The organism is Pseudalkalibacillus sp. A8 (genome assembly GCF_045920555.1).
In the GTDB taxonomy this organism is placed as follows: Bacteria; Bacillota; Bacilli; order Bacillales; family Fictibacillaceae; genus Pseudalkalibacillus.
This window is the reverse complement of record NZ_CP174509.1, coordinates 2211705-2238671: the sequence shown is the minus strand read 5'-3', so window position 1 is coordinate 2238671 and position 26967 is coordinate 2211705. Positions and strand designations below refer to the sequence as shown.

At 42.6% G+C, this 26967-nt stretch carries 23 protein-coding genes and 1 other annotated feature; all 23 genes read right to left on the bottom strand.

Annotated features, from left to right (window positions below):
* Positions 1 to 35: 35 nt before the first annotated feature.
* The gene (gene helD, locus ACJROX_RS11645) at positions 36 to 2366 is read right to left on the bottom strand and encodes an RNA polymerase recycling motor HelD (protein WP_408010926.1); all 2331 of its coding nucleotides are present in this window, start codon (positions 2364 to 2366) and stop codon (positions 36 to 38) included.
* A 1492-nt stretch (positions 2367 to 3858) separates the two neighbouring features.
* Positions 3859 to 4209 carry a VOC family protein gene (locus ACJROX_RS11640; protein ID WP_408010925.1) on the bottom strand — a complete coding sequence of 117 codons (351 nt, stop codon included), beginning with the start codon at positions 4207 to 4209 and terminating at the stop codon, positions 3859 to 3861.
* A gap of 306 nt (positions 4210 to 4515) precedes the next feature.
* Entirely contained in the window at positions 4516 to 4989 is a 474-nt protein-coding gene (locus tag ACJROX_RS11635; protein ID WP_408010924.1) for an SRPBCC family protein, read from the bottom strand.
* 515 nt (positions 4990 to 5504) lie between these two features.
* On the bottom strand, positions 5505 to 6152 hold the full coding sequence (locus ACJROX_RS11630) for a class I SAM-dependent methyltransferase (RefSeq protein WP_408011636.1): 648 nt from the start codon (positions 6150 to 6152) through the stop codon (positions 5505 to 5507).
* A 29-nt stretch (positions 6153 to 6181) separates the two neighbouring features.
* Positions 6182 to 6817: an orotate phosphoribosyltransferase gene (pyrE, locus tag ACJROX_RS11625; RefSeq protein WP_408010923.1), complete on the bottom strand. Its 636-nt coding sequence runs from the start codon at positions 6815 to 6817 to the stop codon at positions 6182 to 6184.
* The gene (gene pyrF / locus ACJROX_RS11620) at positions 6798 to 7520 is read right to left on the bottom strand and encodes an orotidine-5'-phosphate decarboxylase (protein ID WP_408010922.1); all 723 of its coding nucleotides are present in this window, start codon (positions 7518 to 7520) and stop codon (positions 6798 to 6800) included. The genes pyrE and pyrF overlap by 20 nt, the downstream gene beginning before the upstream one ends.
* A complete protein-coding gene (locus ACJROX_RS11615) occupies positions 7493 to 8431 on the bottom strand; it encodes a dihydroorotate dehydrogenase (RefSeq protein ID WP_408010921.1) in 939 nt (312 codons plus the stop codon). The genes pyrF and ACJROX_RS11615 overlap by 28 nt, the downstream gene beginning before the upstream one ends.
* Positions 8428 to 9204: a dihydroorotate dehydrogenase electron transfer subunit gene (locus ACJROX_RS11610; protein ID WP_408010920.1), complete on the bottom strand. Its 777-nt coding sequence runs from the start codon at positions 9202 to 9204 to the stop codon at positions 8428 to 8430. Before ACJROX_RS11610 ends, ACJROX_RS11615 begins: the two co-directional genes overlap by 4 nt.
* Complete coding sequence (gene carB / locus ACJROX_RS11605) at positions 9201 to 12410, bottom strand: carbamoyl-phosphate synthase large subunit (protein ID WP_408010919.1); 3210 nt, start codon at positions 12408 to 12410, stop codon at positions 9201 to 9203. Before carB ends, ACJROX_RS11610 begins: the two co-directional genes overlap by 4 nt.
* Positions 12395 to 13495 carry a carbamoyl phosphate synthase small subunit gene (locus ACJROX_RS11600; protein ID WP_408010918.1) on the bottom strand — a complete coding sequence of 367 codons (1101 nt, stop codon included), beginning with the start codon at positions 13493 to 13495 and terminating at the stop codon, positions 12395 to 12397. The genes carB and ACJROX_RS11600 overlap by 16 nt, the downstream gene beginning before the upstream one ends.
* The gene (locus ACJROX_RS11595) at positions 13492 to 14778 is read right to left on the bottom strand and encodes a dihydroorotase (RefSeq protein WP_408010917.1); all 1287 of its coding nucleotides are present in this window, start codon (positions 14776 to 14778) and stop codon (positions 13492 to 13494) included. The genes ACJROX_RS11600 and ACJROX_RS11595 overlap by 4 nt, the downstream gene beginning before the upstream one ends.
* Positions 14762 to 15676 (bottom strand): aspartate carbamoyltransferase catalytic subunit, encoded by a 915-nt coding sequence (locus tag ACJROX_RS11590; RefSeq protein WP_408010916.1) that lies wholly within the window; start codon positions 15674 to 15676, stop codon positions 14762 to 14764. The genes ACJROX_RS11595 and ACJROX_RS11590 overlap by 17 nt, the downstream gene beginning before the upstream one ends.
* A gap of 292 nt (positions 15677 to 15968) precedes the next feature.
* The gene (locus ACJROX_RS11585) at positions 15969 to 17303 is read right to left on the bottom strand and encodes a solute carrier family 23 protein (RefSeq protein ID WP_408010915.1); all 1335 of its coding nucleotides are present in this window, start codon (positions 17301 to 17303) and stop codon (positions 15969 to 15971) included.
* A gap of 163 nt (positions 17304 to 17466) precedes the next feature.
* On the bottom strand, positions 17467 to 18006 hold the full coding sequence (pyrR, locus tag ACJROX_RS11580) for a bifunctional pyr operon transcriptional regulator/uracil phosphoribosyltransferase PyrR (RefSeq protein ID WP_408010914.1): 540 nt from the start codon (positions 18004 to 18006) through the stop codon (positions 17467 to 17469).
* Positions 18007 to 18226: 220 nt separating this feature from the next.
* Positions 18227 to 19144 carry an RluA family pseudouridine synthase gene (locus tag ACJROX_RS11575; protein ID WP_408010913.1) on the bottom strand — a complete coding sequence of 306 codons (918 nt, stop codon included), beginning with the start codon at positions 19142 to 19144 and terminating at the stop codon, positions 18227 to 18229.
* A 1-nt stretch (position 19145) separates the two neighbouring features.
* Positions 19146 to 19607 carry a signal peptidase II gene (gene lspA, locus ACJROX_RS11570; protein ID WP_408010912.1) on the bottom strand — a complete coding sequence of 154 codons (462 nt, stop codon included), beginning with the start codon at positions 19605 to 19607 and terminating at the stop codon, positions 19146 to 19148.
* A gap of 454 nt (positions 19608 to 20061) precedes the next feature.
* Entirely contained in the window at positions 20062 to 20739 is a 678-nt protein-coding gene (locus ACJROX_RS11565; protein WP_408010911.1) for a TraR/DksA C4-type zinc finger protein, read from the bottom strand.
* Between the two features lie 252 nt (positions 20740 to 20991).
* Entirely contained in the window at positions 20992 to 23754 is a 2763-nt protein-coding gene (gene ileS, locus ACJROX_RS11560; protein WP_408011635.1) for an isoleucine--tRNA ligase, read from the bottom strand.
* Positions 23755 to 23905: 151 nt separating this feature from the next.
* Positions 23906 to 24135: a binding site (T-box leader), on the bottom strand.
* Positions 24136 to 24177: 42 nt separating this feature from the next.
* On the bottom strand, positions 24178 to 24702 hold the full coding sequence (locus ACJROX_RS11555; protein WP_408010910.1) for a DivIVA domain-containing protein: 525 nt from the start codon (positions 24700 to 24702) through the stop codon (positions 24178 to 24180).
* Positions 24703 to 24770: 68 nt separating this feature from the next.
* Positions 24771 to 25550 (bottom strand): RNA-binding protein, encoded by a 780-nt coding sequence (locus ACJROX_RS11550; protein WP_408010909.1) that lies wholly within the window; start codon positions 25548 to 25550, stop codon positions 24771 to 24773.
* A gap of 8 nt (positions 25551 to 25558) precedes the next feature.
* A complete protein-coding gene (locus ACJROX_RS11545) occupies positions 25559 to 25813 on the bottom strand; it encodes a YggT family protein (RefSeq protein WP_221564122.1) in 255 nt (84 codons plus the stop codon).
* A 25-nt stretch (positions 25814 to 25838) separates the two neighbouring features.
* Positions 25839 to 26267 (bottom strand): cell division protein SepF, encoded by a 429-nt coding sequence (locus ACJROX_RS11540; protein ID WP_408010908.1) that lies wholly within the window; start codon positions 26265 to 26267, stop codon positions 25839 to 25841.
* A 12-nt stretch (positions 26268 to 26279) separates the two neighbouring features.
* On the bottom strand, positions 26280 to 26957 hold the full coding sequence (locus ACJROX_RS11535; protein WP_408010907.1) for a YggS family pyridoxal phosphate-dependent enzyme: 678 nt from the start codon (positions 26955 to 26957) through the stop codon (positions 26280 to 26282).
* Positions 26958 to 26967: the final 10 nt, after the last annotated feature.

Here is a 26967-nt window from a genome sequence, read left to right as displayed (position 1 = left end):
CCTTTCTCATAAAGCTAAATTCCTCTTCCGTTTTTCTAACTAAGCCTCTCTGGAGCTACAGTGAGTAAAAAAGGGCTCGGTTCGCCTACAGTATAAATCTGCAGGTAGTGCATGGCTCGTGTGCAAGCAGTGTAAAACAATCTGCGCAGGCTTTCATCTCCATACATATGTTCCGATGCGTCATAAATGATGACGGCATCGAATTCGATGCCTTTGGCTAAATACGCAGGGATGACGACTACTCCTTGCTCGTATTCAATCAGTCCACTTTTGACGAGTTTGATCCCGTCAATACTGCTCAGGGCATCATATGCAGCAGTGCATTCTGAAGCGGATTTGCATATAATCGCGATCGTATTATACCGACGATTTTGTAAGTCTGCTATTTTGGAAGTAATGGAGCTATGCAGTTCGACGTGATCGGACAATCTGGTCAGCTCAGGCTTTTCTCCGTCCCGTTCAAAAGCATGAATACGTTCACCATTTGGCACGAGTTCTCTTGTAAATTCTACGATCGGTTTTGTGGATCGATAGCTGCGCGTCAGGTTGATCACGTCTGTTTTTTCATATCCGTATAAACCGGTAAGCGTATTGAAATCAACTCTTTCACTGGCATGTGCGAATATCGCTTGGTTAAAGTCACCGAGAACTGTCATCCTTGCAAAAGGAAACAATCGTTTCAAAAATTCAAATTGAAATGGAGAATAATCTTGTGCTTCATCAACAAGTACGTGCTTAATCGAACTGTTCGTCTGAAAGCCTTGAATCAGCTCTTTCAAAAGTAAAAATGGTGTTGCATCCTCATGTAACAATTTGCGTTCATCCAGCATGTTCACAGTCAATGAGCAAATATCCGCCCACCCATCAGGTACCTTTCCTTCCATCCAAGCTTTATCCCGTGTTTGATCAGTGAAAAGCTGCTTATAAATTTCAGTTATATTGATAAAACGTAGCGTCTTGATCCGTTTCCGCAGAGGTTTGAATTTCTTTCGAACAATCAACTTGCCCAGCGCATTTCTTTCCATCTCATATTCGTCAAACGACCCTTCCTTAAAGCCACGTTTTTTCCGTAAGTAGGCATGGGCCTTTTGGTATTCGTCATTGCTAAGTAACTCGATTGCTTCCTCTACCCATGGTTTTTTCCGTTCGAGCTTTTCAGATTCATCGAGTCTTTTGTTCAGCCATTCTGTCAACTTTTCAAGTCTATTGTGAAAGCGGAGCGAGGTATCATTGTTGTAAAACCTTTCTGTCATTTCTTTGACTGAGATGATTGGTTTTCCTCTGAAGTTGATTCCTTTAAAGACCATGCCGGTTGATTCAAGTGATTGCCTATAGGTCTTGATCATCTCGAAAAAACGGGTCGATGCCTTGAATCGGATACTTTCTGTCCTAGTCCGATAAGAAGCGGAATCAGCTGTTGTCAATACATATTCCAATTGCTCGTAAGGGTCCTCGACTTGAAATGTACGGCCTAACCTATGGTCCAGGTATTCCTGGAAAGTGACCTGCTGCATATTTTCCTCGCCAAGTTCGGGCAGAACTGTGGATACATAGCTGTTAAACATAGTATTGGGCGAGAATAGGATGATTTGATCAGCTTTCAGCCACTCACGATATTTATAAAGCAAGTAAGCGATACGTTGTAGAGCGGCTGATGTCTTACCACTTCCAGCAGCACCTTGAACGATGAGAAGCCGCCCACGGTCGTGTCGTATGATCCTGTTTTGTTCCTGTTGTATGGTGGCTACTATGCTATGCATATGTTTGTCTGTACCTTTACCAAGTACCTTCTGTAAAATCTCGTCCCCAATGGTGATACTGGTATCAAACATCGACTCAATGGCTCCGTCACGAATGATATATTGCCACTTTCCTTCCAGAAAACCCTTGATAATGCCTTCTGGTGTATCGTATTCAGCCTGACCAGGCGGGTAATCATAGTAAACGCTTGAAATCGGTGCCCTCCAATCATAAATCAGGAAGTCTTCACCATTTGCATCCGTAAGGGTTGAGACTCCGATATAGATATTTTCTACAGTGGATTCTCCATCTTCTTTAAAATCAATCCGGCCGAAGTATGGTGTCTCCTTCATACGTCGTAACGCGGACAAGCGCTTGACGGATTGTTTATGAGTACTTTGCCTAACAGACAGGTTTTGGGCCTGCTGCCTCAAACTGATGATAGTCTCAAGATAATCATCGAAGGTATCGGTGTTAACCTTGACATCTTCCCAAAAGTGCTTCCGAATATCGATCACTTCTTCTTGACGCAGATCTTTTTCATCTTCCAGCTTACCGATCTGCTCCGTGATCGTTTCCATTACACTGTCCAATCTTTCTTGTTCCATATGAAGTCCTTTTTTCATATAAGCACTCCTTTTCAAAATAGCGCTGTTAACCTTTAATGTTGGTATTGGGAAAAGCCACTCGCCTTTCCACGAGCAGACCACAAGCCTCCTCTCTTTGGAATCTCGACGATTTAATAAAAATTTAAAATATTAATAGGGGGTTGACTAGAGGTTGATTATAATGTAAAATTAAAATAGGGATAATATGTTTAATTTTTCAAAATTTACTTATATCCATATTAACTTATCACAATTTTTCATGATTATCAAGGTCTTTCACAATTCCCCTACATGTATTCCCAGACCAAAAAAACAGCAAGGTATATTCGTTCTCCTCTACTGTCTGCCTATCCTTCAAGTCTTATTTACAAGCCTTTTTTAAAGTTAGATTAACGGATATTTGAAATTGATGTTTTTAAGCTTCGATAACGTTTTGACGTAAAAATAGTTATGTTCAAATCCAACTGTATATCAAAATTTAACATGGATCGCTTTACTTCTTTCACTAAGGAAATCATTCGAGAGTATGATCTAACCCCTTCTTCACTGGATAAGTGGATTCATTAAAGTAAAACCTCTGGTTCCTTCTGATGAAGATCAAGACCTACCTACCACAATTCATGGACAAGCTGTTTGTCATATTGTTATGAACCAATGGACTTAGTCAATATAATACAATATGAAAAAGAAAATAGTGGTGCTTCAGAAGGAAAGAAATGTTCCAATTGCGACAATTATATTGAAGATTATTCCGAGAAGTATTTTTGGTTACTAAAACTTGTATAAAAAATGCTGGCACTATCTGTAAGCAGGTAAGTGTCTTTTTTAGTGGAATAAAAGGTTGAACGAGAACATTTAGTAAGAAGGGGTAATAAAGATAATGACAATAGTAGGGTTATTGGGGACAGTTCATACAGATGTACATAGAGAAAAGTTTAATTTCACCTTTGGTATGTTAGAAGCACTCATTTTACAATTTGTAATTGCCCTTTTCTTGAATATACTTCTTCCAATCTTCACTCCTCACTCCTCACTTCTCCCTGAAATTTCTGTCTAAATAAGTGTAGCCGATCCAACAATAGGATTGGTTGAATGTTAAAAGCGTAGATAATTTTATCAATTTCATAGATTTGTTTTGGGTCTTTATCAGATTCAGGAGTAAAACAATATGATTTCTCTAATTCTCCTCAATTGGAAGATAAGAACCCGTAGCAGCTGTTAAAAAGAAACTATATGTAAAAACAGGTATCATAAGAATAAATAAAACAATCTTTATGTACTTTGACATATCAATACAATCCTTCCTTTAAATTATTTATCGTAATTTACTCCTCTAATAGAAACCCCTTATCAATTCGGAACTTTTAAATTCATTAACAATTATTTCAAACCTCCATAATTTCACAAGGAGTTATTCCAATGATATGGCCCTATAGATGAATAAAGAGCGCAATTCCAGAATTGCGCCCGATTGTGGAAGATTTTAAATTGTGCCAATAAACGGATTCATTTATAGATGGGATAAAATATTGACGAGTTTCCCGAACGGATCTCTAACGTAAAAACGCCGAACCCCCCATGGTTCCTTAGTTGGTCCATACTCAATTGGAATTCCTGCTTCTTTTATGCGAGTGAACGCATCGTCAAGATCATCTACTTCAATTGACATATCAGGTACTGGTGTTCCGGATCCTCCCTCTGAAAGGAAACTGATTTGAGTGGGCATTTTCTCATGTGTACCGTAGGTTGCAATAAATCCAAGATCCATTAATTGATCAAGTCCTAGTATTTCTTCATAGAAGTGCTTTGCTTTGGAGATATCCTGCGTCTCAATATTGGTAACAATTCGCTTGACCCTCAATTTTATACCTCCAAGATATTTTGAGTTTTTTTTCGTTACTCACAATTTGACCCGATAAGCCAAGAAAGAGCGTAATTCTTATTCCTGAATGCGCCCTTTTCTTGAATAACTTATATTCTTTAATTAACCTTAACCCGTATAACCAATAATTCTCTAGTAGACTTTGAGTAGCCTTCAAATGTCGATTTTGGATAGATGTTAATTTGCTATTGTTTATTTTAAATAAATCCTTTTTAGATAAAGGAACTTTCGTTTTATAGCGAGCTGTTACCGGAGGAGGATCAATACAAGGCTGGCCTCTTACTTTTAAGACATACTTGCCAGATGCTCCTCAAGACGATCCAGGGTCTGTTCGGCACCTGGGACGGCATATGATTTCACCTTATCAAATACAGCGGCATTTTCTTCAAAAACTGTGCTATAAGTGAGTTGGGTCTTACCATTCAGATCTTCAAAGATTGCTGTCGCCAGAAAATGGGGAAACACAGCATGTTTGATGACGATTCGCTCGGGTTTAACGACCTCGACAAAGACGTTGGTGTTGGGATAATCAACGCCATCAGGACCGTGCATGATAAACTGCCATGTACCGCCCGGCTTCATATCAAACTCCTGAAAAGTCGTCGTAAAACCTCGAGGTCCCCACCACTTCGACAGGTGCTCCTCTTTCGTCCAAGCATCAAACACAAGATCGCGTGGAGCATCATATACACGGGTTATCACAATCTCGCGTTCACCTACTTGCGTTGCGATTTTGTTTGTTGGGTTGTTTTGGTTCATGTCCATCCCTCCAAAATGAATTTGACTTTGACTTGTTGAAACCTATATCACTAAGTAGCTTCCCTTGCGTTCCTTTCCAAATTTAAATAAGGGATAAGTTTTTTTGCAGTTATCATTGATCAACTCCTTTTTTCAATCATAGCAAATAAATAATGCATTGATTTCTTTCAGATTGCTCTCTTGAATACCCAATCATTATATCGAAAACGCCTAATTTCCTTAATAATCGATTCAATAAAACTGCCCGATTGTTGAATAACGATCACCATTGATCATATCTATAATTTAACATATTTTTCTAGCGTCCTTTGGTATTCACATACAAAATCACACAACAAATCGCAGTTGAATTCACAACCCTACAATTTAATTCTTACCCTGTGAATTTAGCCCATTTTTTTAACTAAAACACTTCTATAACATGAAAAAACGCAAGTGATTTCGTATGTGAAACCACTTGCGTTTTTATATGTTCAAAACAGAATTCGTTTCGGTTAGGTCAGCTCTTTTCAGATTTAGATTTTTGCGGTAGTGATCATAGCGAGTCCATCCAAAACTACTTGATGGACTACTTCTTTTGCCCCCAGCACTTTCAGCAAAGCCGTCAGTTCTTCAGTGCTATACCTATGTCTGTGAGTCGATACGTTGGACCACTTCAATAATGTTGTCTGTTCAAATCCAGTGAGGTTGTTGTTTTTGCTGTATTCGTACGCATTCAACTGATTCATTTTTTTGCTCGGGTTCAACATCGTGACGGTACCCCCAGGACTTGTTACTCTGATCAACTCTTTCAGCCCTTTATCCGGTTCTGGCAGAAGAAACATGACACAAGTCGAGAGCGAGACTTGAAAGCGATCATTTTCAAAAGGCAGTTCGTAAGCATCCGCTACTAAAAACGTCGATTTGTAATCACGATTATGTAAGAAAAAGTTTTGTTTACTAGCCTTAATCATTTCAGAAGAGAGATCGACACCTGTCACATGTTCCGCTTCATCAACACCACGTAGTAAAAGCCGTCCGGTTCCACAGCCTACATCCAGAATATTTGCGCCGGTCCAATTTCCTGACTGTATTTTCAATTTTTCATGGATAGAACTTAACCAGCCTGTCCTTGCCATTCCATCGAAAAAAGAGACAAGCTGATCAAATTCCTCACCTTCCATCTTTCTCAAAAGATCTCACCCCAGATCGATTATTTTGAAGCCACGTTCGACCAGGATTCTGGATTTTTACACCATTCATTCAACTCATTGATTGAGTCGTTTGATATCTTCCCCTCTTCTGCGGCTACATCTACCAATGTACTAAAATCAGAGAGGGTGTGCACGCCCAATGATTTTTCTAAGAATGCTTCTTTTCCCTTTTCTAACTCATAAGTAAAGATGGCTGCACAGCCTAGGATATTAGCTCCTCCGTCATTCAGTGTATCAACCGCATTGAGAACACTACCGCCAGTGGAGATCAGATCTTCAACGACCACTACATTTGTCCCTGCTGAAAGCCCACCTTCAATTTGTTTACCCTTTCCATGAGCTTTAGCTTTAGAACGGACATAAACCATCGGCAGATTCATCCGGTCAGCGATTAATGCTGCATGAGGAATCCCGGCTGTGGCAGTCCCGGCAATGACTTCCACATCCGGAAAATGTTTTTCGATCAATGCTACAAATGAATCAGCTATCTTCGAGCGGATTTCCGGATGAGAGATGATAAGGCGGTTATCACAATAAATCGGTGCTTTCATACCAGAAGACCAGGTGTATGGATCCACTGGACTTAAAGTTACAGCTTCAATATCAAGTAAATATTTAGCGACCTGTCGTTTCAAAGGTAATCCCCCATTCGTTTTGAATATTACGATATGTCTGGACCGGGTTTTCCGAGCAGGTGATCGTCCGGCCGACGACGATATGATCACTGCCTAACTCCTTCGCCTTGCCAGGAGTCGTTACTCGTTTCTGATCATTTTTCTCATCGGACAACAATCGGATCCCGGGTGTTACAGTCAAAAATTCAGAACCACAGTTCCCTTTGATAAGCGGAACTTCCAATGGTGAACTGACTACACCCTCAAGGCCGGCCGTCCGTGTATTTTCAGCAAGATTCACAACCGATTGTTCGATTGATCCTGGAATGGAGATTTCCTCATTCATGATCTTTTTCGAACTGCTTGTCAGTTGTGTGACAGCAATACATTTAGGGCGTTGACCGCGGCTTCCTTCCTCTAACCCCTGTACAGCCCTTTCCATCATCTCTATGCCACCCATTGCATGGACGTTGACCAGATCGACATCGAGCTTCGCTAATCCAACCATCGCCTTATGGACCGTATTCGGAATGTCATGGAGCTTCAGATCCAAGAAAATGGCATGTCCTTGTTCTTTCAGCATCCGAATCAGGTCTGGCCCTTCCTGATAAAAAAGTTCCATTCCTACTTTGACAAAAAGTCGTTCCCCACTAAAAGAGGCCAGGAAAGATTGGACCTTTTCCTTGGATTCGAAATCTAGCGCGATAATGATGGGCTGTAGCATGACTTCCAGCTCCTTCCGATCAACTCATTGATATGATCGATCTTCTTTTCAGTCAACTTTTCTTCCAGTTCAGTAATGATTTCAGGGCATACAAACGGGTTCACGAAGTTGGCTGTCCCGACAGCAACTGCACTTGCACCAGCCAAAAAGTATTCAAGCACATCATCCGCAGAAGTTACGCCTCCCATACCGATGATAGGTATGGAAACACGTTGGCTGACTTCATAAATCATCCTGATTGCAACAGGCTTGATCGCAGGACCGGACAGTCCTCCGGTACGGTTTGCGATTACAGGTTTCTCTGATTTCAAGTCGATTCGCATCCCCAACAATGTGTTGATCATCGCTAACCCATCGGCGCCAGCAGCTTCTACAGCTTGAGCAATTTCAGTGATATCTGTCACATTGGGAGAGAGTTTCACATAGACCGGTACTTCGGACACTTCCTTCACTGCGTTCGTCAGTGCCGCAGCCACCTTTGGATCTGTGCCGAATGAAATGCCGCCTTCCTTTACATTAGGGCATGAAATATTCAACTCAAGGGCCGTGACATTCGGCGCTTTGGAAACGGTCCGGGCTACAGCAACATAGTCTTCAGTCGTAGTTCCCGCTATATTCGCAAGGATCGGAACATCATAGTCCGCTAAAAAAGGAAGTTCTTCAGTTACCACTTTTTCAAGGCCGGGGTTTTGCAGACCGATTGCATTAAGCATTCCACCGGGTGTTTCTGCTACCCGGGGAGTCGGATTGCCGAAACGAGGTTCATCTGTAGTCGCTTTAATGGCGATCGCCCCTAATCGACTCAGGTCATACAGCTTCGAAAACTCGCGGCCAAACCCGAAGCAACCTGAAGCAGGCATAATTGGATTCTTCATATTCAATCCTGGTAATTGGATATCAAATCTACTCATAATTGGATCACCCCTTGTGGAAATACCGGTCCATCCGAACATATTTTGCGATATTCGTGGCCAGATGGATCATCCTTTACACTGCAGACACAAGCGAAGCAAGCACCGATTCCGCAGCCCATTCGCTCTTCAAGAGAAAAGTACGCACGGTCGGGGTTCAACTGTTCTTCGATCGCTTTCAACATCGGAGTCGGACCGCATGAATATAGCACATCGTAAGCTGGTCCTTTTTGTTTTATATAATCAGTTACGAACCCCTGGTATCCGAGTGTTCCATCAATCGTCGTGACCGCTGTCGTTCCGAGTTGTTCGAAGGCATCTACATAAAAGGCATCTTTTTTTGATCCGAATCCGAGGACGTGGATGACCCGCACGTTACGCTCCACCAGTTTCTTGGATAAATAGTAGAGGGGCGGTACCCCGATCCCTCCACCGATAAGCAGCGCGGTTTCACCTTCGTCTATTGTATCCAACGGAAAACCTTTGCCTAATGGCCCGAGCACATCCAACCGATCTCCTTTTCTTTTTTGCGAAAGGAGATGTGTACCTTCCCCTTCCGCTCGATAAAGGATGGTACACTGCTTCCGCTCGAGGTCGACATCACATATGCTGATCGGTCTCCTTAGAAGCGGCATGTACTGGTCCCCTATCCTGATGTGCAAAAATTGTCCAGGATCCACCATCTCAGCGACCATTTCACCTTCAAACGTCAATTCATAAATTTTATCTGCAATTTGCTCATGATGGACGACTTTGGTCAACTCTTTTCTCAAGCAAGAACACCTGCCTTCCTTTTTTCAAAGGCTGGCATTTCATTTGCTGAGAATGTCATCGACTCGACGACATTCAAGATCGCTTTAACTGTATCGAAGGAAGTCAAGCAAACTGCACCATTTTCGACTGCTTCTCTTCGGATCCTGAATCCGTCTCTTGCAGGCTGCTTCCCTTTCGTCAACGTATTCACGACGAACTGGACTTCACCTTGCTGGATGCGATCCAATAAGCTTGGGCTACCTTCTTGGATCTTATTTACAATCGTAACAGGAATATTGTGCTCTCTGATGAAGTTTGCTGTTCCTTCTGTTGCAAGGATTTGATATCCGATATCGTAAAATCGCTGTACAAGTGATAATCCTTCCTCTTTGTCCTTATCTGCAATCGTGAACAGCACGGATCCGAATGTCGGAATCTTCATACCTGATGCAATCAACCCTTTATAGAGCGCTTTTTCCAATGTTCGATCGCGCCCCATGACTTCCCCTGTCGATTTCATCTCGGGACCTAGTGTGATGTCTACACGGCGCAGTTTCGCAAATGAGAAGACTGGAACTTTGACAAATACATCCTTCGGCTCCGGATGATATCCCGTTTCATATCCTAATTGAGATAAACTTTCCCCGAGGATCGCTTTTGTTGCAAGGTTCGCCATCGGTACTCCGGTGATTTTACTCAAGAATGGCACCGTTCTACTTGAGCGCGGATTCACCTCTAGTACATAAAGTTCTTCCTTGCAGATGACATACTGAATGTTTAGCAGCCCGACGATTTTCAATCCCCTTGCTAATTTGGTCGTACATTCGATGATCTGTTCTTTCATTTCCTCAGAAATCGTCTGAGGCGGATAGACAGCGATCGAGTCCCCCGAGTGTACTCCTGCACGTTCGATATGTTCCATGATTCCCGGGATGTAGACTGTCTCCCCATCTGAAATCGCATCGACTTCAATTTCTTTACCGAATAGGTAACGGTCGATCAAGACTGGATGCTCCGGGTTGATTTTCACTGCATTTTCCATATATTGAAGGAGTTCATTCTCTTGATAGACGATTTCCATCGCACGTCCTCCAAGTACATAGGATGGTCTGACAAGGACCGGATAACCGATTTCTTTGGCAACCCGTACCGCTCCTTCTACGGAAGTTGCGGTTTTCCCAGGGGGCTGTGGAATATCAAGCATTTGTAAGGTCCGTTCAAATTTATCACGGTCTTCAGCCCGATCCATATCCTCCAAGCTTGTTCCCAGGATCTGTACACCTCTGTTACTTAGTTCAGATGCAAGGTTGATTGCTGTTTGTCCTCCGAATTGGACAACTACTCCGATTGGATTTTCTTGTCGGACAACATGCATTACATCTTCTACAGTCAATGGTTCAAAGTAAAGTTTGTCTGAGGTACTGAAATCTGTAGAAACGGTTTCAGGATTATTGTTGATGATGATCGCTTCATAACCTGCTTCTTGAATCGCCCAGACAGTGTGCACAGTCGCATAATCGAATTCAATTCCTTGTCCGATTCGGATAGGCCCAGAGCCTAATACAAGCACACTCTTTTTCTTACTTTCTTCCACTTCATTTTCCTGGCCGTAAGTGCCGTAATAATAAGGCGTTGCTGAATCGAACTCCGCTGCACATGTATCGACCATCTTATAAATCGGCATTACCTGATTCTCTTCCCGCAGATTGTAGACTGCGAGTTCTGTCGTGTTCCATAGTTTTGCAATGGTTTTGTCTGAAATACCTTTGTTTTTTGCTTCTTTTAAAAGTCCGATATCGTCAGGATGAAAAGTTAATTCTTTCTCGATTTCTGTAATGTTCTTCAATTTATACAGGAAGAAAGGATCTATTTTCGTCCACTCGTAAATGGAGTCGATCGCAACACCAGAACGAAGAGCTTCAGTAACGTTGTATATTCTTTGATCATCCGTCGTCTTTAGAATCGCTTCCCAGTCCTCAACTCTGGTCGGATCAATCGAACTTTGCAAATGATCAATATCCGTTTCAAGTGAACGGACAGCCTTCAGTAAAGATTCTTCAAAGTTTCTGCCGATCGCCATAACTTCACCTGTGGCTTTCATTTGTGTACCAAGGGTCCGATTCGCTGCCTCAAACTTGTCAAAAGGCCATCTAGGAATCTTCGTCACGACATAATCCAGTGCAGGCTCGAAGGATGCATAGGTCCGGCCAGTCACAGGGTTTTTCAATTCATCAAGTGTATAGCCGACAGCGATTTTCGCTGCTAACTTTGCAATCGGGTATCCGGTCGCTTTCGAAGCTAATGCAGACGAGCGGCTGACACGCGGGTTCACCTCGATGATGTAATAATTTGAGCTGTTCGGATCAAGTGCGAGTTGAACATTGCATCCTCCCTGGATTTCAAGCGCACGGATGATCTTTAAGCTTGCATTCCGAAGCAGCTGATATTCACGATCAGTAAGCGTTTGACTCGGAGCAACGACGAACGAGTCTCCAGTGTGGACTCCAACTGGATCAATGTTTTCCATGTTACAAACGACAATTGCGCCGTTGTTCCCATCTCTCATAACCTCATATTCGATTTCCTTGTAGCCTGCGATGCTTTTTTCAAGTAACACTTGAGAAACAGGACTGTATTTCAAGCCGCTAGATATGAATTCATTCAGTTCTGCTTCATTGCTTGCAATCCCTCCGCCGGTACCGCCAAGTGTATAGGCTGGTCGGATGATGACAGGGAAACCGATCTTTTCAACAAACTCTTTTGCTTCAGGTAGAGAACGGATGATTTCACTTTCTGGAATTGGTTCATTCAGTTCGTTCATCAATGTTCTGAATAGATCACGGTCTTCTGCTTGCTGGATCGATTGTAGATTGGTCCCGAGCAGCTCGACGTCATATTCTTCTAAAATACCCGCATCATGAAGCTCGACTGCAAGGTTCAATCCGGTCTGTCCACCTAATGTGGCAAGGACGCCGTCAGGTTTTTCTTTACGGATGATCCGGCTAACAAATTCAACCGTCAGTGGCTCGATGTAGACTTTATCCGCCATCGTCGTGTCGGTCATTATGGTCGCAGGATTCGAGTTTACGAGGATGACTTCGTATCCTTCTTCCTTCAATGCCTGGCATGCTTGTGTCCCTGCATAGTCGAACTCTGCTGCTTGACCGATTACGATAGGTCCTGAACCGATAACTAGGATTTTTTGGATATCTATACGTTTTGGCATACTTGATCCCCCGCTTTCTTAGATGTCATCATCAATGCAATGAATTGTTCAAACAGATCATTCGAATCAGTAGGTCCTGGTGAGGCTTCTGGATGGAACTGCACGCTGAACGCTGGATGATGCTTATGACGGTAACCTTCAATCGTATCATCATTGATTGCTACATGAGTGACAACCAAGTCCGTTTCATCAATTCCAGAAACGTCTACTGTGTAACCATGATTTTGAGAAGTGATCATTACTTTACCAGTTTCAAGGTCCTTGACCGGATGATTCACACCTCTATGCCCGAATTTCATTTTGATGGTCTTGACACCGCATGCCAGACCAAGCAGTTGGTGCCCGAGGCAAATTCCAAATACAGGTACTTTTCCAAAGATGTTTTTAACCATTTCAATAGCTTCTGGTACATCGGTCGGATCTCCAGGTCCATTGCTGAGCATCACCCCGTCAGGTTGTAGTCGCAGGATTTCCTCGGCACTGATGTTAAACGGCACGACGGTAACATTACAGCCACGCTCGATCAATTCTCTAAGAATGCCTCGTTTCGCACCGAAATCCACCAGGACAACCCTTTTGCCTCTGCCCGGAAGTGTATAAGGGGTATGCGTCGAAACTTTCTTCACCTGATCTCTCGGTAATGCTTTTTCAGACAGATCAGCCGCAATTTCCCCAACATCAGCTTCCATTGCTGCAATTTTCCCCTTTAAGGTTCCGTGTATACGGATTTTTCTCGTTAAGGCACGCGTATCGATACCTGTTATTCCTGGTATATCCTTCACTTTCAGAAGCTCATCGAATGTGCTTGTCGATTGCCAATGATTAGGCTCTACAGCCGCTTCACTGACGATTACACCTGCTGCTGCAGGATCGATTGATTCGAAGTCTTCATGATTTATGCCGTAGTTTCCAATCAATGGATATGTGAATGTAATGATCTGATCACAGTATGATGGATCTGAGAGTGTTTCTTGATATCCTGTCATCCCAGTCGTAAAAACCACTTCTCCAGTCGATTCTCGCAAACTCCCGATTCCAATACCTTCAAACGTACTTCCATCTTCTAAAATCAGTTGTCTTTTCATGATGCAAATACACTCCCATTCTTATAAGCTATATTTCCTGCCACTAATGTCAGTATAGGCCATCCATTACAAATCCTGTCTTTGAAAGGAGTATTCCTTCCCTTGGATGCAAAATTTTCAACCTGGATCGGACTCTCATGTTCAAGATCGAGGACAACTAGATCGGCTGGCGCTCCAACTTCAATTCTTCCGTAAGGTAAGCCGAAGCATCGTGAAGGCTCGCTTGTCATTCTGCTGATCAAGAAGTCCAGGTCGCAGATTCCTGGTTTTACTAGATAGGTGTATAACAACGGAAATGCTGTTTCCAATCCTACAATTCCGAAAGGTGCCCGTTCGATGCCTACCGATTTTTCCTTGTCAGTATGGGGAGCATGATCAGTTGCGATAAAATCGATCGTCCCATCCAGCAAACCTTCAATCAATGCTTCGCGATCTTCTTTGCTTCTAAGAGGAGGGTTCATTTTGAAATCCGGAGAGCGATCAACGATGTCGTCTTCACAGAGTAATAGATGATGTGGCGTTACTTCTGCTGTCACATTGATTCCAGCTCTTTTCGCATCGCGGACCACTCGTACTGATTCCTTAGTACTGATGTGGCATACGTGATAATGGACACCTGTCGCTTCGGCAAGCAGGACGTCCCTTGCAATCTGGACACTTTCACAAACAGAAGGGATTCCATCTAGACCGTTCGCTTTCGAAAATTCCCCTTCATGGACGCAACCATTATGAATGAGGGAATTCTCCTCACAATGTGCTACAATCGCCATATCCAATGCAGCCGCCCGATGCATTGCCTGGAGCATTTTATCAGCGTTCTGGATCCCAACACCATCATCCGTAAAAGCGAATGCACCTTCTTCCTTCAACGTTTCAAAGTCGACTAGCTCCTCACCGATTTGACGGACTGTTATAGAGGCGTATGGGAGCACTCTTGTACTAGCTGTTTCTTTTATCCGTTTCTGCAGATTCATCATCGTCGTCGGGCTATCTGGCACTGGTCGGGTATTCGGCATAGCAGCAATCGTGGTGAATCCCCCTTTAGCAGCAGCTTGCGTTCCAGTTTCTATCGTTTCCTTATGCTCACCACCAGGCTCACGGAGGTGTACATGCAGGTCAACGAAACCTGGTGCCAAAAGATTCCCCTCGACATCGATGACTTCATGGTCATCAACATCGATATTGGATCCGATTTCTGCAACCTTTGAATTTAAGATCAATACTTCCTTCAACTTACGGCTTTCTCCATTCCAAATTCGAGCGTTCTTAAGTAAGATTCCCATAGCTTACTTCCTCCTCTATTTGTAGTGCCCATTCCAGGGCTGCCATCCGTGTCGCGACTCCATTCGTCATCTGCTTGAATATCCTTGAACGCGGACCCTCAACCAATTTATCCGCAATTTCGACTCCACGATTGACAGGAGCTGGATGAAGGATGATACTTTGCTCTTTCATCAATTTTTCTCTTTCTACAGTCAAGCCGTAGAGATTATGATACTCCCCTTTCGTCAAATCCATCGTCTGGTCGTGCCGTTCGTGCTGGATCCTGAGCATCATCACCACATCAGCTTCTGACACGGCTTGATCCATCGGTACATATTTTCCATTTGGCAAATCTCCATCAAACCACTGTTCAGGTCCTGAGAAAAGAACCTTTGCACCCATTTTCGAAAGCAAACTTGCATTAGACCTTGCTACACGACTATGTCTCAGATCTCCGATGATGGCGACCGTCAATCCTTGCAGTACGATAAATTCCTGTTGTATTGTCAGCATGTCTAACAATGATTGGGTCGGATGGTTTCCACATCCATCACCTGCATTCAAAATCGGAATATTTATATCCTTCAATTCTTCGTAAAAATGATCTTTAGGATGCCGTATGACAACAGCGTTTGCGCCAATTGCTTCGAGTGTCCGTACTGTGTCATATAACGATTCACCTTTCAGCACACTGGAAAATTGTGATTCGAAGTCCAGAACTTGCAGACCGAGTCTCTTTTCCGCTACTTCAAAGCTGAATTTCGTTCTTGTGCTCGGTTCATAAAATAAATTCGCTACAAATCTAGGTTCCCTTTGGCTGATCCCTTTGAATTCATGGTCTACATAGTATTGAGCCCTATGTAGAAGGTCATCGATATCACTCGTCTGTAAAGCGTTGATTGTAAGTAAGTGGTTCACTCAAAACACGCCCCTAACTCTTGATTTTTCATTTCTGCAATCCTTTTTTGTGGTTCAGTTATACTTAATTATTGTTATTTGCACGAATTTCGCTAAAACCTAATTCTAAAAGAATTCAACATTAAAATTTAACAAGCTATTTTTTTAAAAAAACGCCTTTTTTCTAAAAAGCGTGTTGGAAGGGATGCATCTATTCTGCAGACGTGAAATGCCGTGCAGTTTTGGATGCAATCCCTAGCCGTCCACCCTTTCGGTCTCACAGGACCAATCTTTAAAAGATGGTTACTCGAGATTAAGCTACAGAATCTTTTTTAGTTGCATTGTTTTCATTGATATCAGAAAATATCTTCGAATTATGAACGTCTTTATCACGCCCCGGAATAGCAATGTTAAGGATGATCCCTGTAATGGTCGCCAATGCCATGCTTGCGATCTGGAACTCTTCAGTCACTTCGATTGTCGCACCACCAACACCCAGGACAAGGATGACTGATGAAATGACAAGGTTTCTTTTTTCTCCAAGATTGATATTATTGTCGATCAGCATTCTCAAACCGGAAGACGCGATGATACCGAATAAGAGGATTGATACGCCTCCCATTACAGGAGTTGGAATCGTACCGATCAGTGCTGATATTTTACCGACAAAACCGAACAGTATTGCAAGTACTGCCGCTCCACCTACAACGAACACGCTGAATACTTTTGTGATAGCAAGGACACCGATGTTTTCTCCATAGGTCGTATTCGGAGGACCGCCCAGGAATGAAGCGATCATTGTGGCTACACCATCCCCTAGGATCGAACGGTGAAGTCCAGGCTTTTCGATAAAGTTTTTACCGACGACTTTACTGAGGACCATCTGATCCCCTATATGCTCTGTGATAGTCACAGCAGCGATCGGCACCATGATGAGAGCAATCTGCCATGAGAATGAGGGTGTATAAGTTGCGAACGGAACCATCAGCTCCGGCATTTGAATCCATTGAGCTTCACGGACAGGTGCGAGATCAACCAGTCCGACGAAGTAGGAGTACGTGTAACCTCCTATAATTCCGACAAGGACAGGGATAAGGCTGAAAAATCCTCTGAGGAATATAGCAGCGACAATCGTGATTCCCAGTGTTACAAGTGCTGCTGAAAAGTGTAGCAAGCTATACTCCTGCGGATCTGATCCTGGAATGTACATCGCCATATCGATTGCAGTGGTAGCGAGGCCAAGTCCGATGACGATGATGACTGGACCGACGACGATTGGCGGGAAAATCTGGAGCAGCCACTTGATTCCCATCGTACGGATTAACAGAGCGATGACTCCGTATACAAGGCCTGCTAGAAAGCTCCCGACCATGACTGCTTCCAAACCTCCGAGCGACTTTGCTAGAAGGATCGGCATGATGAATGCGAATGATGAGCCAAGGTAGGCAGGAATCTGTCCTTTTGTGATTATTAGATACGCTAAGGTACCCAGTCCACTTGAAATGAGCGCGACCGAGGGACTTAATCCTACCAAGAATGGAACAAGAATTGTCGCACCGAACATTGCGAACAAATGCTGTATACTCAATGTCAGCCACTTACCCGGCTTAGGTATCTCTCTGATTCCTACAGATTCTTTCTGATTCATGTTATTTTCCTCCTCAACATTTGAGGCCCGATAAAAAACCTCTCTGCGGGCGCAAAGAGGTTGGATGAAATGCAGGGCATGATACAGGACTTCCTATGTCCTCTCCCACGTCATCTCATTCCCCTTTGCCAGCCTCACGGGACTGACTTAAAAAGGGCCATTTTCAGTTTTTTTGTATGATTACTTGCTCAACTTTATCAACTTCAGTCAAATCGACACTTATGATTTCATCTCGGGATGTCGGTACATTTTTCCCGACATAATCTGGACGAATCGGTAATTCACGGTGGCCCCGGTCAATCAGGACAGCCAATTGGATTTGTGATGGCCTGCCGAGGTCCATAAGGGCATCCATTGCTGCTCTTACAGTCCGGCCAGTATATAGGACATCGTCTACTAAAATCACCGTCTTGTTCGTCACATCGATCGGTATGTCTGTTCCTTTGAGCATCGGTTCTTCATTCTCTGTTTTCTTCGAGAGGTCATCCCGGTATAAGGTGATATCGATTTCCCCTTTACTCACCTTTTCACCTTCGATTTGTTCGATTCGTTCACTCAGCCTTTCCGCCAAGTAGACACCTCTCGTCTTGATACCGACAAGGACAAGGTTTTCCGTCCCTTTATTTCGCTCTAAAATTTCATGGGCAATTCGCGTAAGTGCTCTTTTGATCGCTTGCTGATCCAGCAATACGGTTTGCTCCATCTCAACACCCCCTGATTCTTATCTAAGCGCCTGGTAAGGTTAGTTCTTTTCTCATTAAAAAACCTCTCACCGTTTGGTGAGAGGGTATAGTTGGACATAAATCATTCAGAAGACACTCCTGGCTCCTGAAACCTAACCGTTACCTTCTCAGCCTCACGGGACTGATTTTAAAGGTCTTATTTTATTATTGAACTGATTATCTCAAAGGGATCGGAACCTGTCAAGCTTTATTTCGACGAAGTTCGTCCAATAACCTTTGCATGTCGTCTGGAAGTTCCGATGTGAACTCCATCTTCTCTTCAGTTCTTGGATGCACAAACCCTAATGTTTTTGCATGGAGTGCTTGCCCATCAATCGGCAATGTTTTCTTAGGTCCATATTTCGGATCACCCGCAACAGGGAAATCGATATAATTCATATGGACACGGATCTGATGGGTCCGGCCAGTCTCTAATATACATTCTACAAAAGTATAACGGCTGAACCGTTCAAGCACATTGAAATGGGTGACAGCATCCTTGCTGTTCGTATCCGTCACAGTCATTTTTTGACGATCATGTTTGTCCCTTCCGATTGGTGCATCGATCGTCCCTTTGTTATGGGGAATCACACCGTGTACGATGGTCTCATATTTACGGGTCGTCGTTTTCGCTTTCATCTGCTCCCCTAAATGTTTATGAGCCAAATCATTTTTGGCGACAACCAAAAGGCCGGAAGTATCTTTATCGATCCGATGCACAATTCCTGGGCGCAAGATACCGTTGATCCCAGACAAATCTTTACAATGAGCCATCAAACCGTTTACGAGCGTGCCTGACATGTGGCCTGGGGCTGGATGTACAACCATTCCCCTTGGTTTATTCACGACAAGGAGATCCCCATCCTCATAGACGATATCCAGATCCATTTCCTCAGGTATCACCTCAAGCTCTTCTGGTTCAGGAATTTCGATGACGATGACATCTCCGTTTTGGCATTTATAATTCGCTTTGACCGATTCACCATTTACTTTCACGCGCTCTTCTTTGATCCATTGTTGGACCTGTGAACGTGAAGTCCCCTCTTGTTCAGTTGAAATGATTTTATCGACTCGTTCACGTGTATTTTCATCTGTTACTTTTATATGAACTAGCTCCATCTTAATTCTCCTTCTGCGTTCTGCTTTCCAGTAAAAAGGCAAGTGCAATCATTCCGACGCCGATCACCAGGGAGGAATCCGCTATATTAAAAATTGGAAAATCGTAGTTGATGATATGAAAATCAAGGAAATCCACAACCTCGCCCCGAAATAAACGATCAAGGAAGTTTCCGATCGCACCTCCAAGAATAAGACCTAATGATGTACTTAATAACACATTTCCTTTTGCTTCAGTATGTAAATAATAAACAACCGCTGCAATGACAATGATTGTGACAATGATGAACAACCACATCTGCCCTTGTAAAATACCGAACGCAGCTCCACGGTTCCGGTGTGAATGCAAATAGAAGAAATCGTTGATAATTGTAACCTGTTCCCCTAACTCCATTTTCGTTACGACAAACCATTTGGTAATTTGATCGATAATCAATACAAAGATCGCCAAAGCATAATAGCGCATATTAATCCCACCTTCGTTTCTACCCGTTAAATTTTAGCATATAGAAGGTGCTTTCACAATTAGATTTCTCGTTTTACGAAAAGGTCGGTGAACCCCGGACAATTGATAAAAGATAAGGCGCTGTTTAATCCTGTAATGGATTTTTCAATAGCGCATTTCTTTAAGCGAAATTTGCTACACTCCTGCTGAAAAAGCGAGCCAGGCTAAACTCCGCAGTGATTTAAGGATCTTCGACTATAATAATGAACTTCGACTAAGTACCACCACGTCCTATGGTGAACGTCGAAGCCAGCATAAGGAAAGCTTCTAAGAATTCTCATCGGAGACACAAAAATGATTTCATTTTTGTGTTGACATCCTGTGCAAGTGAGCGAGGAGGATCACCGATCGCCCGTTTCAACAATCAACAACGGAGAATAACAAAGCCAAGGATAAAAAAGAACAGCCTTTCGCTTTAAGACTGTTCATCCTCCATGAGATCCTGTTCGTCCATGAATTCATCGTATTCAACATTACGTTCAAAATTCACATGGTCAGCGCCAGTATAGCCTTCGATATCAGTTGAAACGAATTGCTCATACTCTTCAACATATTCTGTATTATCTTCTTCATCCACGATAGAAGAATCCTCATATGTCATGCTGTTTTCATTGAAGGATGCCACTTCGTAATAAACGTTTGGCGTATTGAATTCATTGTTATCATGTTCAGAATAATATTCATCTTCCATCTCTGTTAAAACTTCCTCTTCAATCGGACGATCAGAGGACATTTCTTGGTTTGGTGAGACCTCTTTTACAGTACGCACAGTAGGGAGGGCTTCTAATCGTTCCATCGGAATTTCTTTTCCTGTCACTTCACAAATCCCGTATGTCCCTTCCTTCATCTTATTCAATGAATATTCGATATCAGACAGTTCTTCCTTCAGGTGGCCGTTCAATGCGATGTCTTTTTCACGCTCATATAGCTCTGTTCCTGAATCAGCTGGATGATTATCATATTGTGAAAGCTCGCCTGATGAAGTATCACTAGCAAAGCCTCGGTTCAATCCGTAATGGTCATTTTGATCAAACTCATGCAAGATCTGTTGTTTTCTTTCTTCCAATTGCTTTTTCAGATGCTCATATTTCATGACGATACTTCCTTCCTATTGCATAGTAGTTATAGTTTGACCAGAGCGATTCATTTTACAACACAAAGTTAATCAAAATTCATCGATTGAGTACCTTGTTTCCGTGTTTTCCTAAAAACAGGGTATCATTATGCTTTTATGAAGCTTTCATGAGTACTTTGCACACGGTTTTTCGCACTCGAACGGTCTCATGAAGCTAGAAGTAAATACAAAAAAGCTGCTCTAAACAGAACAGCTTTCATGATTGTACCTTTATTGATAATTCTCAGTGACGACTGTTGCACAACGTGTACATAAGGTAGGATGTTCATCGTCTTTACCGACAGTCGGTGTAACTGTCCAGCAGCGCTCACAAGTTTCACCCTCAGCTGCCTTTACGACAACTCCTACTTGTTCATACACATCCGCTTGTTCCGGAGCATTTTCTTTGTCTCCAGCGACTGCAGCATGTGATACAATGAAGCATTTATCAAGTTCACCTACGTTGTTCAAGAGCTCTTTAGCTTTTGTGTTCGGATAAAGCTCAATCGATGCTGCAAGTGATTTCCCGATTTCTTTTTTATTACGTGCATTTTCTAATGCTTTCAGTACTTCGTCACGGATATCCAACATTTGATCCCATTTGGTTAGAAGATCTTCAGCATTCGGATAAGCCTTGGCATCAGGAATGGTCGTCAGTTGGACGCTTTCTTCCTTTTCACCAGGGATATACTGCCATACTTCATCCGCTGTATGCGGGATGATCGGTGTGACGAGCTGAGTCAATGCAACAACACTGTCATACAAAACAGTTTGCATTGAACGACGTTTATGATCATCTTCTGCCTCAATATACAGAGTATCTTTTGCGAGATCAAGATAGAATGAACTTAATTCGATTGTACAGAAATTGTGGATCGCATTATATACAGATGAAAATTGATAATCATCATATGCATCCTTCACTCGTCCAACCAACTCATTCATTTTGACAAGCATGTATTGATCAAGCTCGTTCATATCCTCATAAGCCACGCGATGCTTCGCTGGATCGAAGCCATTCAAGTTCCCGAGCATGAAACGGAGTGTATTACGGATTTTACGATATACTTCAGAAACTTGCTTCAGGATCTCATCAGAAACACGTACATCCGATTGATAATCTACAGAAGAAACCCATAGACGGATGATGTCTGCCCCTAGTTGCTTCATGACTTTCATCGGATCGATGACATTGCCTAACGACTTGCTCATCTTTTTACCTTCACCATCAAGTACGAACCCATGAGTGATGATCGTCTTGTATGGTGATTTTCCAGTTACAGCCACACTTGTAGATAAAGAAGAGTTGAACCAACCTCTGTATTGGTCAGTTCCTTCCAAATATACATCAGCAGGTCGTTGTAATTCAGGACGTTCATTCAATACACTTTGATGTGAAGAACCTGAGTCGAACCAGACATCCATGATATCTGTTTCTTTGGTGAATTCGCCATTCGGGCTATGTTCTGATTGGAAACCTTCAGGCAAAAGATCCTTCGCATCCCATTCAAACCAGACATTGGATCCATGCTCGCGGAACAGGTTCGAAACATGTTCGATCGTTTCTTGTGTGATGATCGGCTCTCCATCTTCACCATAAAAGACCGGAATAGGTACACCCCAAGCTCTTTGACGCGAAATACACCAATCCTCTCGATCCTTAACCATGTTGTGGAGACGAGTTTCACCCCAGTGTGGATACCATTTGACATTTTTGATTTCTGAAAGGATCTGATCCTTGATTTTATCAATCGATGCAAACCACTGGTCAGTCACTCGGAAAATAATCGGTTTCTTTGTTCTCCAGTCATGTGGATAGGAGTGGGTGATGAATTCCAATTTAAGCAAAGCGTCTGACTCTTGAAGTTTTTCTGTGATCGGTTTATTAGCATCATCATAAAACATTCCTTCAAAACCTGGTGCTGCCTCTGTCATGACGCCTTTGTCATCAACCGGGCAAAGGATGCCGATACCATAACGTTTCCCGACTTTAAAGTCATCTTCACCGTGGCCAGGAGCAGTATGGACACATCCAGTACCTGAATCAGTCGTAACGTGATCACTCAGCATCAGTAATGAATCTCGGTCATAAAACGGATGCTTTGCAACCACTTTATCAAGATCTGTCCCTTTAACCTGTTTTAGTACTTTTGGATCTCCCCATTCCAATACTTCTGTCAACTGTTCGAGAAGATCTTCTGCCACCAGATATTTGTTTCCGGCAGTTTCCACGACGACATAGGTGTAATCTGGATGGACTGCGATACCGAGGTTGGCGGGAATCGTCCATGGTGTGGTCGTCCAGATGACTACAGACACATCTTCTTCAACCACGCCTTTGCCATCCTTGACTTTGAATCCGACATAGATGGATGGAGACCGTTTGTCCTTATATTCGATTTCTGCTTCGGCAAATGCAGATTCAGATGATGGAGACCAATAAACAGGTTTCTTCCCTTTATAGATCAACCCTCTATTCGCCATTTCACCGAATACTTTGATTTGTTCCGCTTCGTATTCTTTATTCAATGTGATGTATGGGTTATCCCAGTCGCCTCGTACACCTAGACGCTTGAATTGTTCTTTCTGTAATTCAACCTGCTCAAGCGCATAGTCTGCACACATCCTACGGAAATCAGCGATTGTATGTTTCTTTCGGTCTACCTTCTTTTTCTTAGCGAGAGCTGTCTCGATCGGTAATCCATGTGTATCCCAACCAGGAACGTATGGCGCGTTGAAGCCATTCATTGATTTATAACGGACAATGATATCTTTCAATACCTTGTTCTCAGCATGGCCGAGGTGGATATTATCATTTGCATATGGTGGTCCATCGTGCAAGATGAATTTCGGTTGGCCTTTCGTTTTCTCAAGTACTTTTTCATAAATTTTCTGTTGCTCCCATGTTTCTTGAATGTTCGGCTCCTTGTTCGGAAGACCGCCCCGCATTGGGAAATCAGTTTTCGGCATCAATAACGTGTCTTTGTAATTCATATGTCTTTCCTGCCCTTCCAAAATTTCTTTACTCATTGATTGACGTGAATGTGGAGAATCCGAGCTTTATGACAAGCTGAGCCAACGTTCACTTTTACTGCAAAAAAGATTTTCCATCTATTATAATGAAATAAAAAACCTTCTCATCCCCAATAGGGACGAGAAGGTTGACTCGCGGTACCACCCTAATAGTCTATATGATTCCTTTTCATACAAACCACTCAGCATTCTTAACGTGAATGATGCGCCGCTGCTTACTCATTGTTATTCAGCGCGGTACTCCGGGGTGATCTTCCTTACTAGGATCTTTACCGGGCTTCCACCAATCCCGGTTCGCTTTGAAAGATGACCTAATCGTACTGTCCCCATCTTAGTAGGTATATGTTCCTGTCATCAAAGTATACCGAATTTTAAAATACTACGTCAAGTTATGTTTGCTTTTTCAGCATCCGACTCTGTAAGTTGATCCTGTTCTTTTTCATCTTTTGGAGGCATCAGATGCTCCCAATCTTCATTTTTCAGCATTTCCAGTTGAGCTTCGATCAGCATTCGGAAACGTGTACGGTAAACGGAAGATTGTTTCTTCAGTTCTTCGATGTCGAGCATGATTTTCCTGGATTTTGACAGTGCTTCATTTATGATTCGATCAGCGTTTTTCTCTGCTTCTTTTACAATCAAGCGGGCTTCTTTATTTGCATTGCGCTTTACTTCTTCGCCCGTTTCCTGTGCCACCACGATCGACTTGTTCAACGTTTCTTCGATGTTCGTAAAGTAGGAAAGCTTCTCTTCCATTTTCGCTAGCTTTTCCTGCAAGTCTTTCTTTTCACGTATGACACCTTCATAATCTTTGATGACTTGATCTAAAAATCCGTTTACTTCATCCTCATCATATCCTCGAAACCCACGATTGAACTCTTTATTATGAATATCCAATGGTGTTAAAGGCATGACGCCACCCCCGTATCGATGTCTTTACTTTCTTTCATTTTCGACATATTCAATACCAAATCCTTCTCTTATTTGGAATTTTTTGTACCATACGTAATTTTCCATTTCCCTTTTTTACTTTTACCATCAATAGAAATGAGTTTCGCTCTTCCAATACCTCGTACAGAAAGATGGTCTCCTTCTTCTAAAATTCTTGAAGGCTGATCGACAATCTTCCAATTCAGCTTTACTTTTTTGTTCGTTATGTAAGGTACCACCTTTGACCGTGATAGACGAAATACTTCGGACAATACGACATCTAACCTCAAAGAACTTACTGTACTTGCTGCCGTCGCCCATTCTTCGTCCTTGCTGTTCAATTTGTCATGGGAAATCACATTTGTACTTACAGATGTCTTCCCTACCGAATTGAAATTCAAACGGACGTAGTCTGCAATCTCACTTGCCAGAATGAGTTGAAATTTGGAGTCATCCATTAAAATATCACCGAATTTCTTCCGTTTCAAGCCGAGGCTCATTAAAGAACCAAGGACGTCTGAATGATGGATGGTGACAAATTTTGATGGATAATCTGCCTCAAGACATACGATTTCAAAGTCTTCCTCTTGAGGTTCATAATAAATGGGGTACAGCAAGGCTCTTGAACGTTCAATGCCCTGGTACCCCTTCCAGATTTGAAAACGGACTTCATCATTCGTACCAAGAAGAGATTTTACAATCTGCTGCTCTCTTGGATCCAGGAAATCTGTAACTTTGACCCTGTATTGATCCAGTACGAGTTTCCGCCATTCCAACACTTGATCCACAAATGGCTGTTCTTCTGGTCTGAAATGATCATATATCGACATATCGACACCTACAGATAATCAAATAATGCACGGACACCGATCTCAGCAAAGAACAGTGCAAACAATGCTGCGATTGGTGACAGATCAATCATTCCAAGCGGTGGTATGATTTTTCTGAATTGAGAGAGGAACGGTTCACAAATCGACCCTAAAAATTGACCAAAGGATGACTCTCTCGCATTAGGTACCCAGGACATGAAAATATAAATGATGATCAACCATCGATAAGCTCCTATTGCAAATATTAGGATATCTTCTAGCATTCTCTATAACCACCCTTTTAAGCTTCTATTCTTCACCAGTCATTTCAGAAATTGCACCTGAAACGTCTACATTATCTGGTGTGCACATGAAAGTGTTCGGACCAAGTTTTTGGATATCTCCACCGATGGCGTACACTGTTCCGCTAAGAAAATCGACAATACGTTTTGCCTGGTCAAGCGGGATTCTTTGCAGATTCATTACGACTGCTCTTCTGTTCTTCAATTGATCTGCAATTTCTTGTGCTTCAGAGTATGTCCTCGGCTCGATCAGAACGACTTTCACTTGCTGTTGAACACTTTGTAAACTGACGATATTCTGACTTTTCTGATCTCGGCGTGAACGAGTCATTGGTTCGACTTCTTCACCTTCTGGCTGTTCTACCTCATAATCTTCTTCATCATATAAATCGTCATCAAATGCGAAAAAATTCTTCAACCTTGATTTAATTCCCATGGAGAGCCCTCCTCATATTTCTTTTCCAACTAATGATGTACCGATACGGACAAAAGTAGCGCCTTCCTCTACGGCAATCTTATAGTCATTTGACATTCCCATGGATAGCTCTGAACAAGGTGCGTGTGAAAGGCCCAATGCTTGTACTTTTTCTTTCAGCAAACGCATCGTCCGAAAGATCTTTCGCAGCCTTTCTTCATCTGATATGAATGGAGCCATCGTCATCAAACCTACAACTTCAATATGCTCATACTGTGATACTTTTTTGATAAACTCTACAGCTTCTTCAGCATCTAAGCCGTGCTTCGATTCTTCTTCAGAAACATTAACTTGGACAAAACATTTGATCTTGCGGTTTGTTCTTTTGTTGATTTCCTTTGCAAGTGACATTCGGTCCAATGAGTGGATATAATCAACCTTTTCAATGATCGATTTTACTTTTCGGGATTGGAGTGTACCAATGAAATGCCATTGGACATCTCCATTGACCTGTTCATATTTATGTAAAAAGCCATCATCTCGATTCTCACCAAGATGGACAATTCCTGCCGAAACCGCTTCTTGGGTAGTTTCGACACTGACGTATTTTGTCACTGCAATGATTGATACCTTTTCCTGGTCTCTATTAGACTTTTGACAAGCTTGAGCTATGTCATTTTTAATCTGAAGCAAGTTTTCTGATATAGTCAATCGTTCTATG

Coding starts and splice junctions, on each gene's coding strand:
- pyrF (WP_408010922.1), bottom strand. CDS start 7,520: ATGCTACAGCCCATCATTATCGCGCTAGATTTCGAATCCAAGGAAAAG.
- ACJROX_RS11550 (WP_408010909.1), bottom strand. CDS start 25,550: ATGTCGATATATGATCATTTCAGACCAGAAGAACAGCCATTTGTGGAT.
- ACJROX_RS11575 (WP_408010913.1), bottom strand. CDS start 19,144: ATGGAGCTAGTTCATATAAAAGTAACAGATGAAAATACACGTGAACGA.
- ACJROX_RS11555 (WP_408010910.1), bottom strand. CDS start 24,702: ATGCCTTTAACACCATTGGATATTCATAATAAAGAGTTCAATCGTGGG.
- pyrR (WP_408010914.1), bottom strand. CDS start 18,006: ATGGAGCAAACCGTATTGCTGGATCAGCAAGCGATCAAAAGAGCACTT.
- ACJROX_RS11630 (WP_408011636.1), bottom strand. CDS start 6,152: ATGGAAGGTGAGGAATTTGATCAGCTTGTCTCTTTTTTCGATGGAATG.
- ACJROX_RS11595 (WP_408010917.1), bottom strand. CDS start 14,778: ATGGGAATCTTACTTAAGAACGCTCGAATTTGGAATGGAGAAAGCCGT.
- ACJROX_RS11600 (WP_408010918.1), bottom strand. CDS start 13,495: ATGAAAAGACAACTGATTTTAGAAGATGGAAGTACGTTTGAAGGTATT.
- ACJROX_RS11545 (WP_221564122.1), bottom strand. CDS start 25,813: ATGCTAGAAGATATCCTAATATTTGCAATAGGAGCTTATCGATGGTTG.
- ACJROX_RS11615 (WP_408010921.1), bottom strand. CDS start 8,431: ATGAGTAGATTTGATATCCAATTACCAGGATTGAATATGAAGAATCCA.
- ACJROX_RS11635 (WP_408010924.1), bottom strand. CDS start 4,989: ATGAACCAAAACAACCCAACAAACAAAATCGCAACGCAAGTAGGTGAA.
- helD (WP_408010926.1), bottom strand. CDS start 2,366: ATGAAAAAAGGACTTCATATGGAACAAGAAAGATTGGACAGTGTAATG.
- ileS (WP_408011635.1), bottom strand. CDS start 23,754: ATGAATTACAAAGACACGTTATTGATGCCGAAAACTGATTTCCCAATG.
- carB (WP_408010919.1), bottom strand. CDS start 12,410: ATGCCAAAACGTATAGATATCCAAAAAATCCTAGTTATCGGTTCAGGA.
- ACJROX_RS11565 (WP_408010911.1), bottom strand. CDS start 20,739: ATGAAATATGAGCATCTGAAAAAGCAATTGGAAGAAAGAAAACAACAG.
- ACJROX_RS11585 (WP_408010915.1), bottom strand. CDS start 17,303: ATGAATCAGAAAGAATCTGTAGGAATCAGAGAGATACCTAAGCCGGGT.
- ACJROX_RS11540 (WP_408010908.1), bottom strand. CDS start 26,267: ATGGGAATTAAATCAAGGTTGAAGAATTTTTTCGCATTTGATGACGAT.
- lspA (WP_408010912.1), bottom strand. CDS start 19,607: ATGCGCTATTATGCTTTGGCGATCTTTGTATTGATTATCGATCAAATT.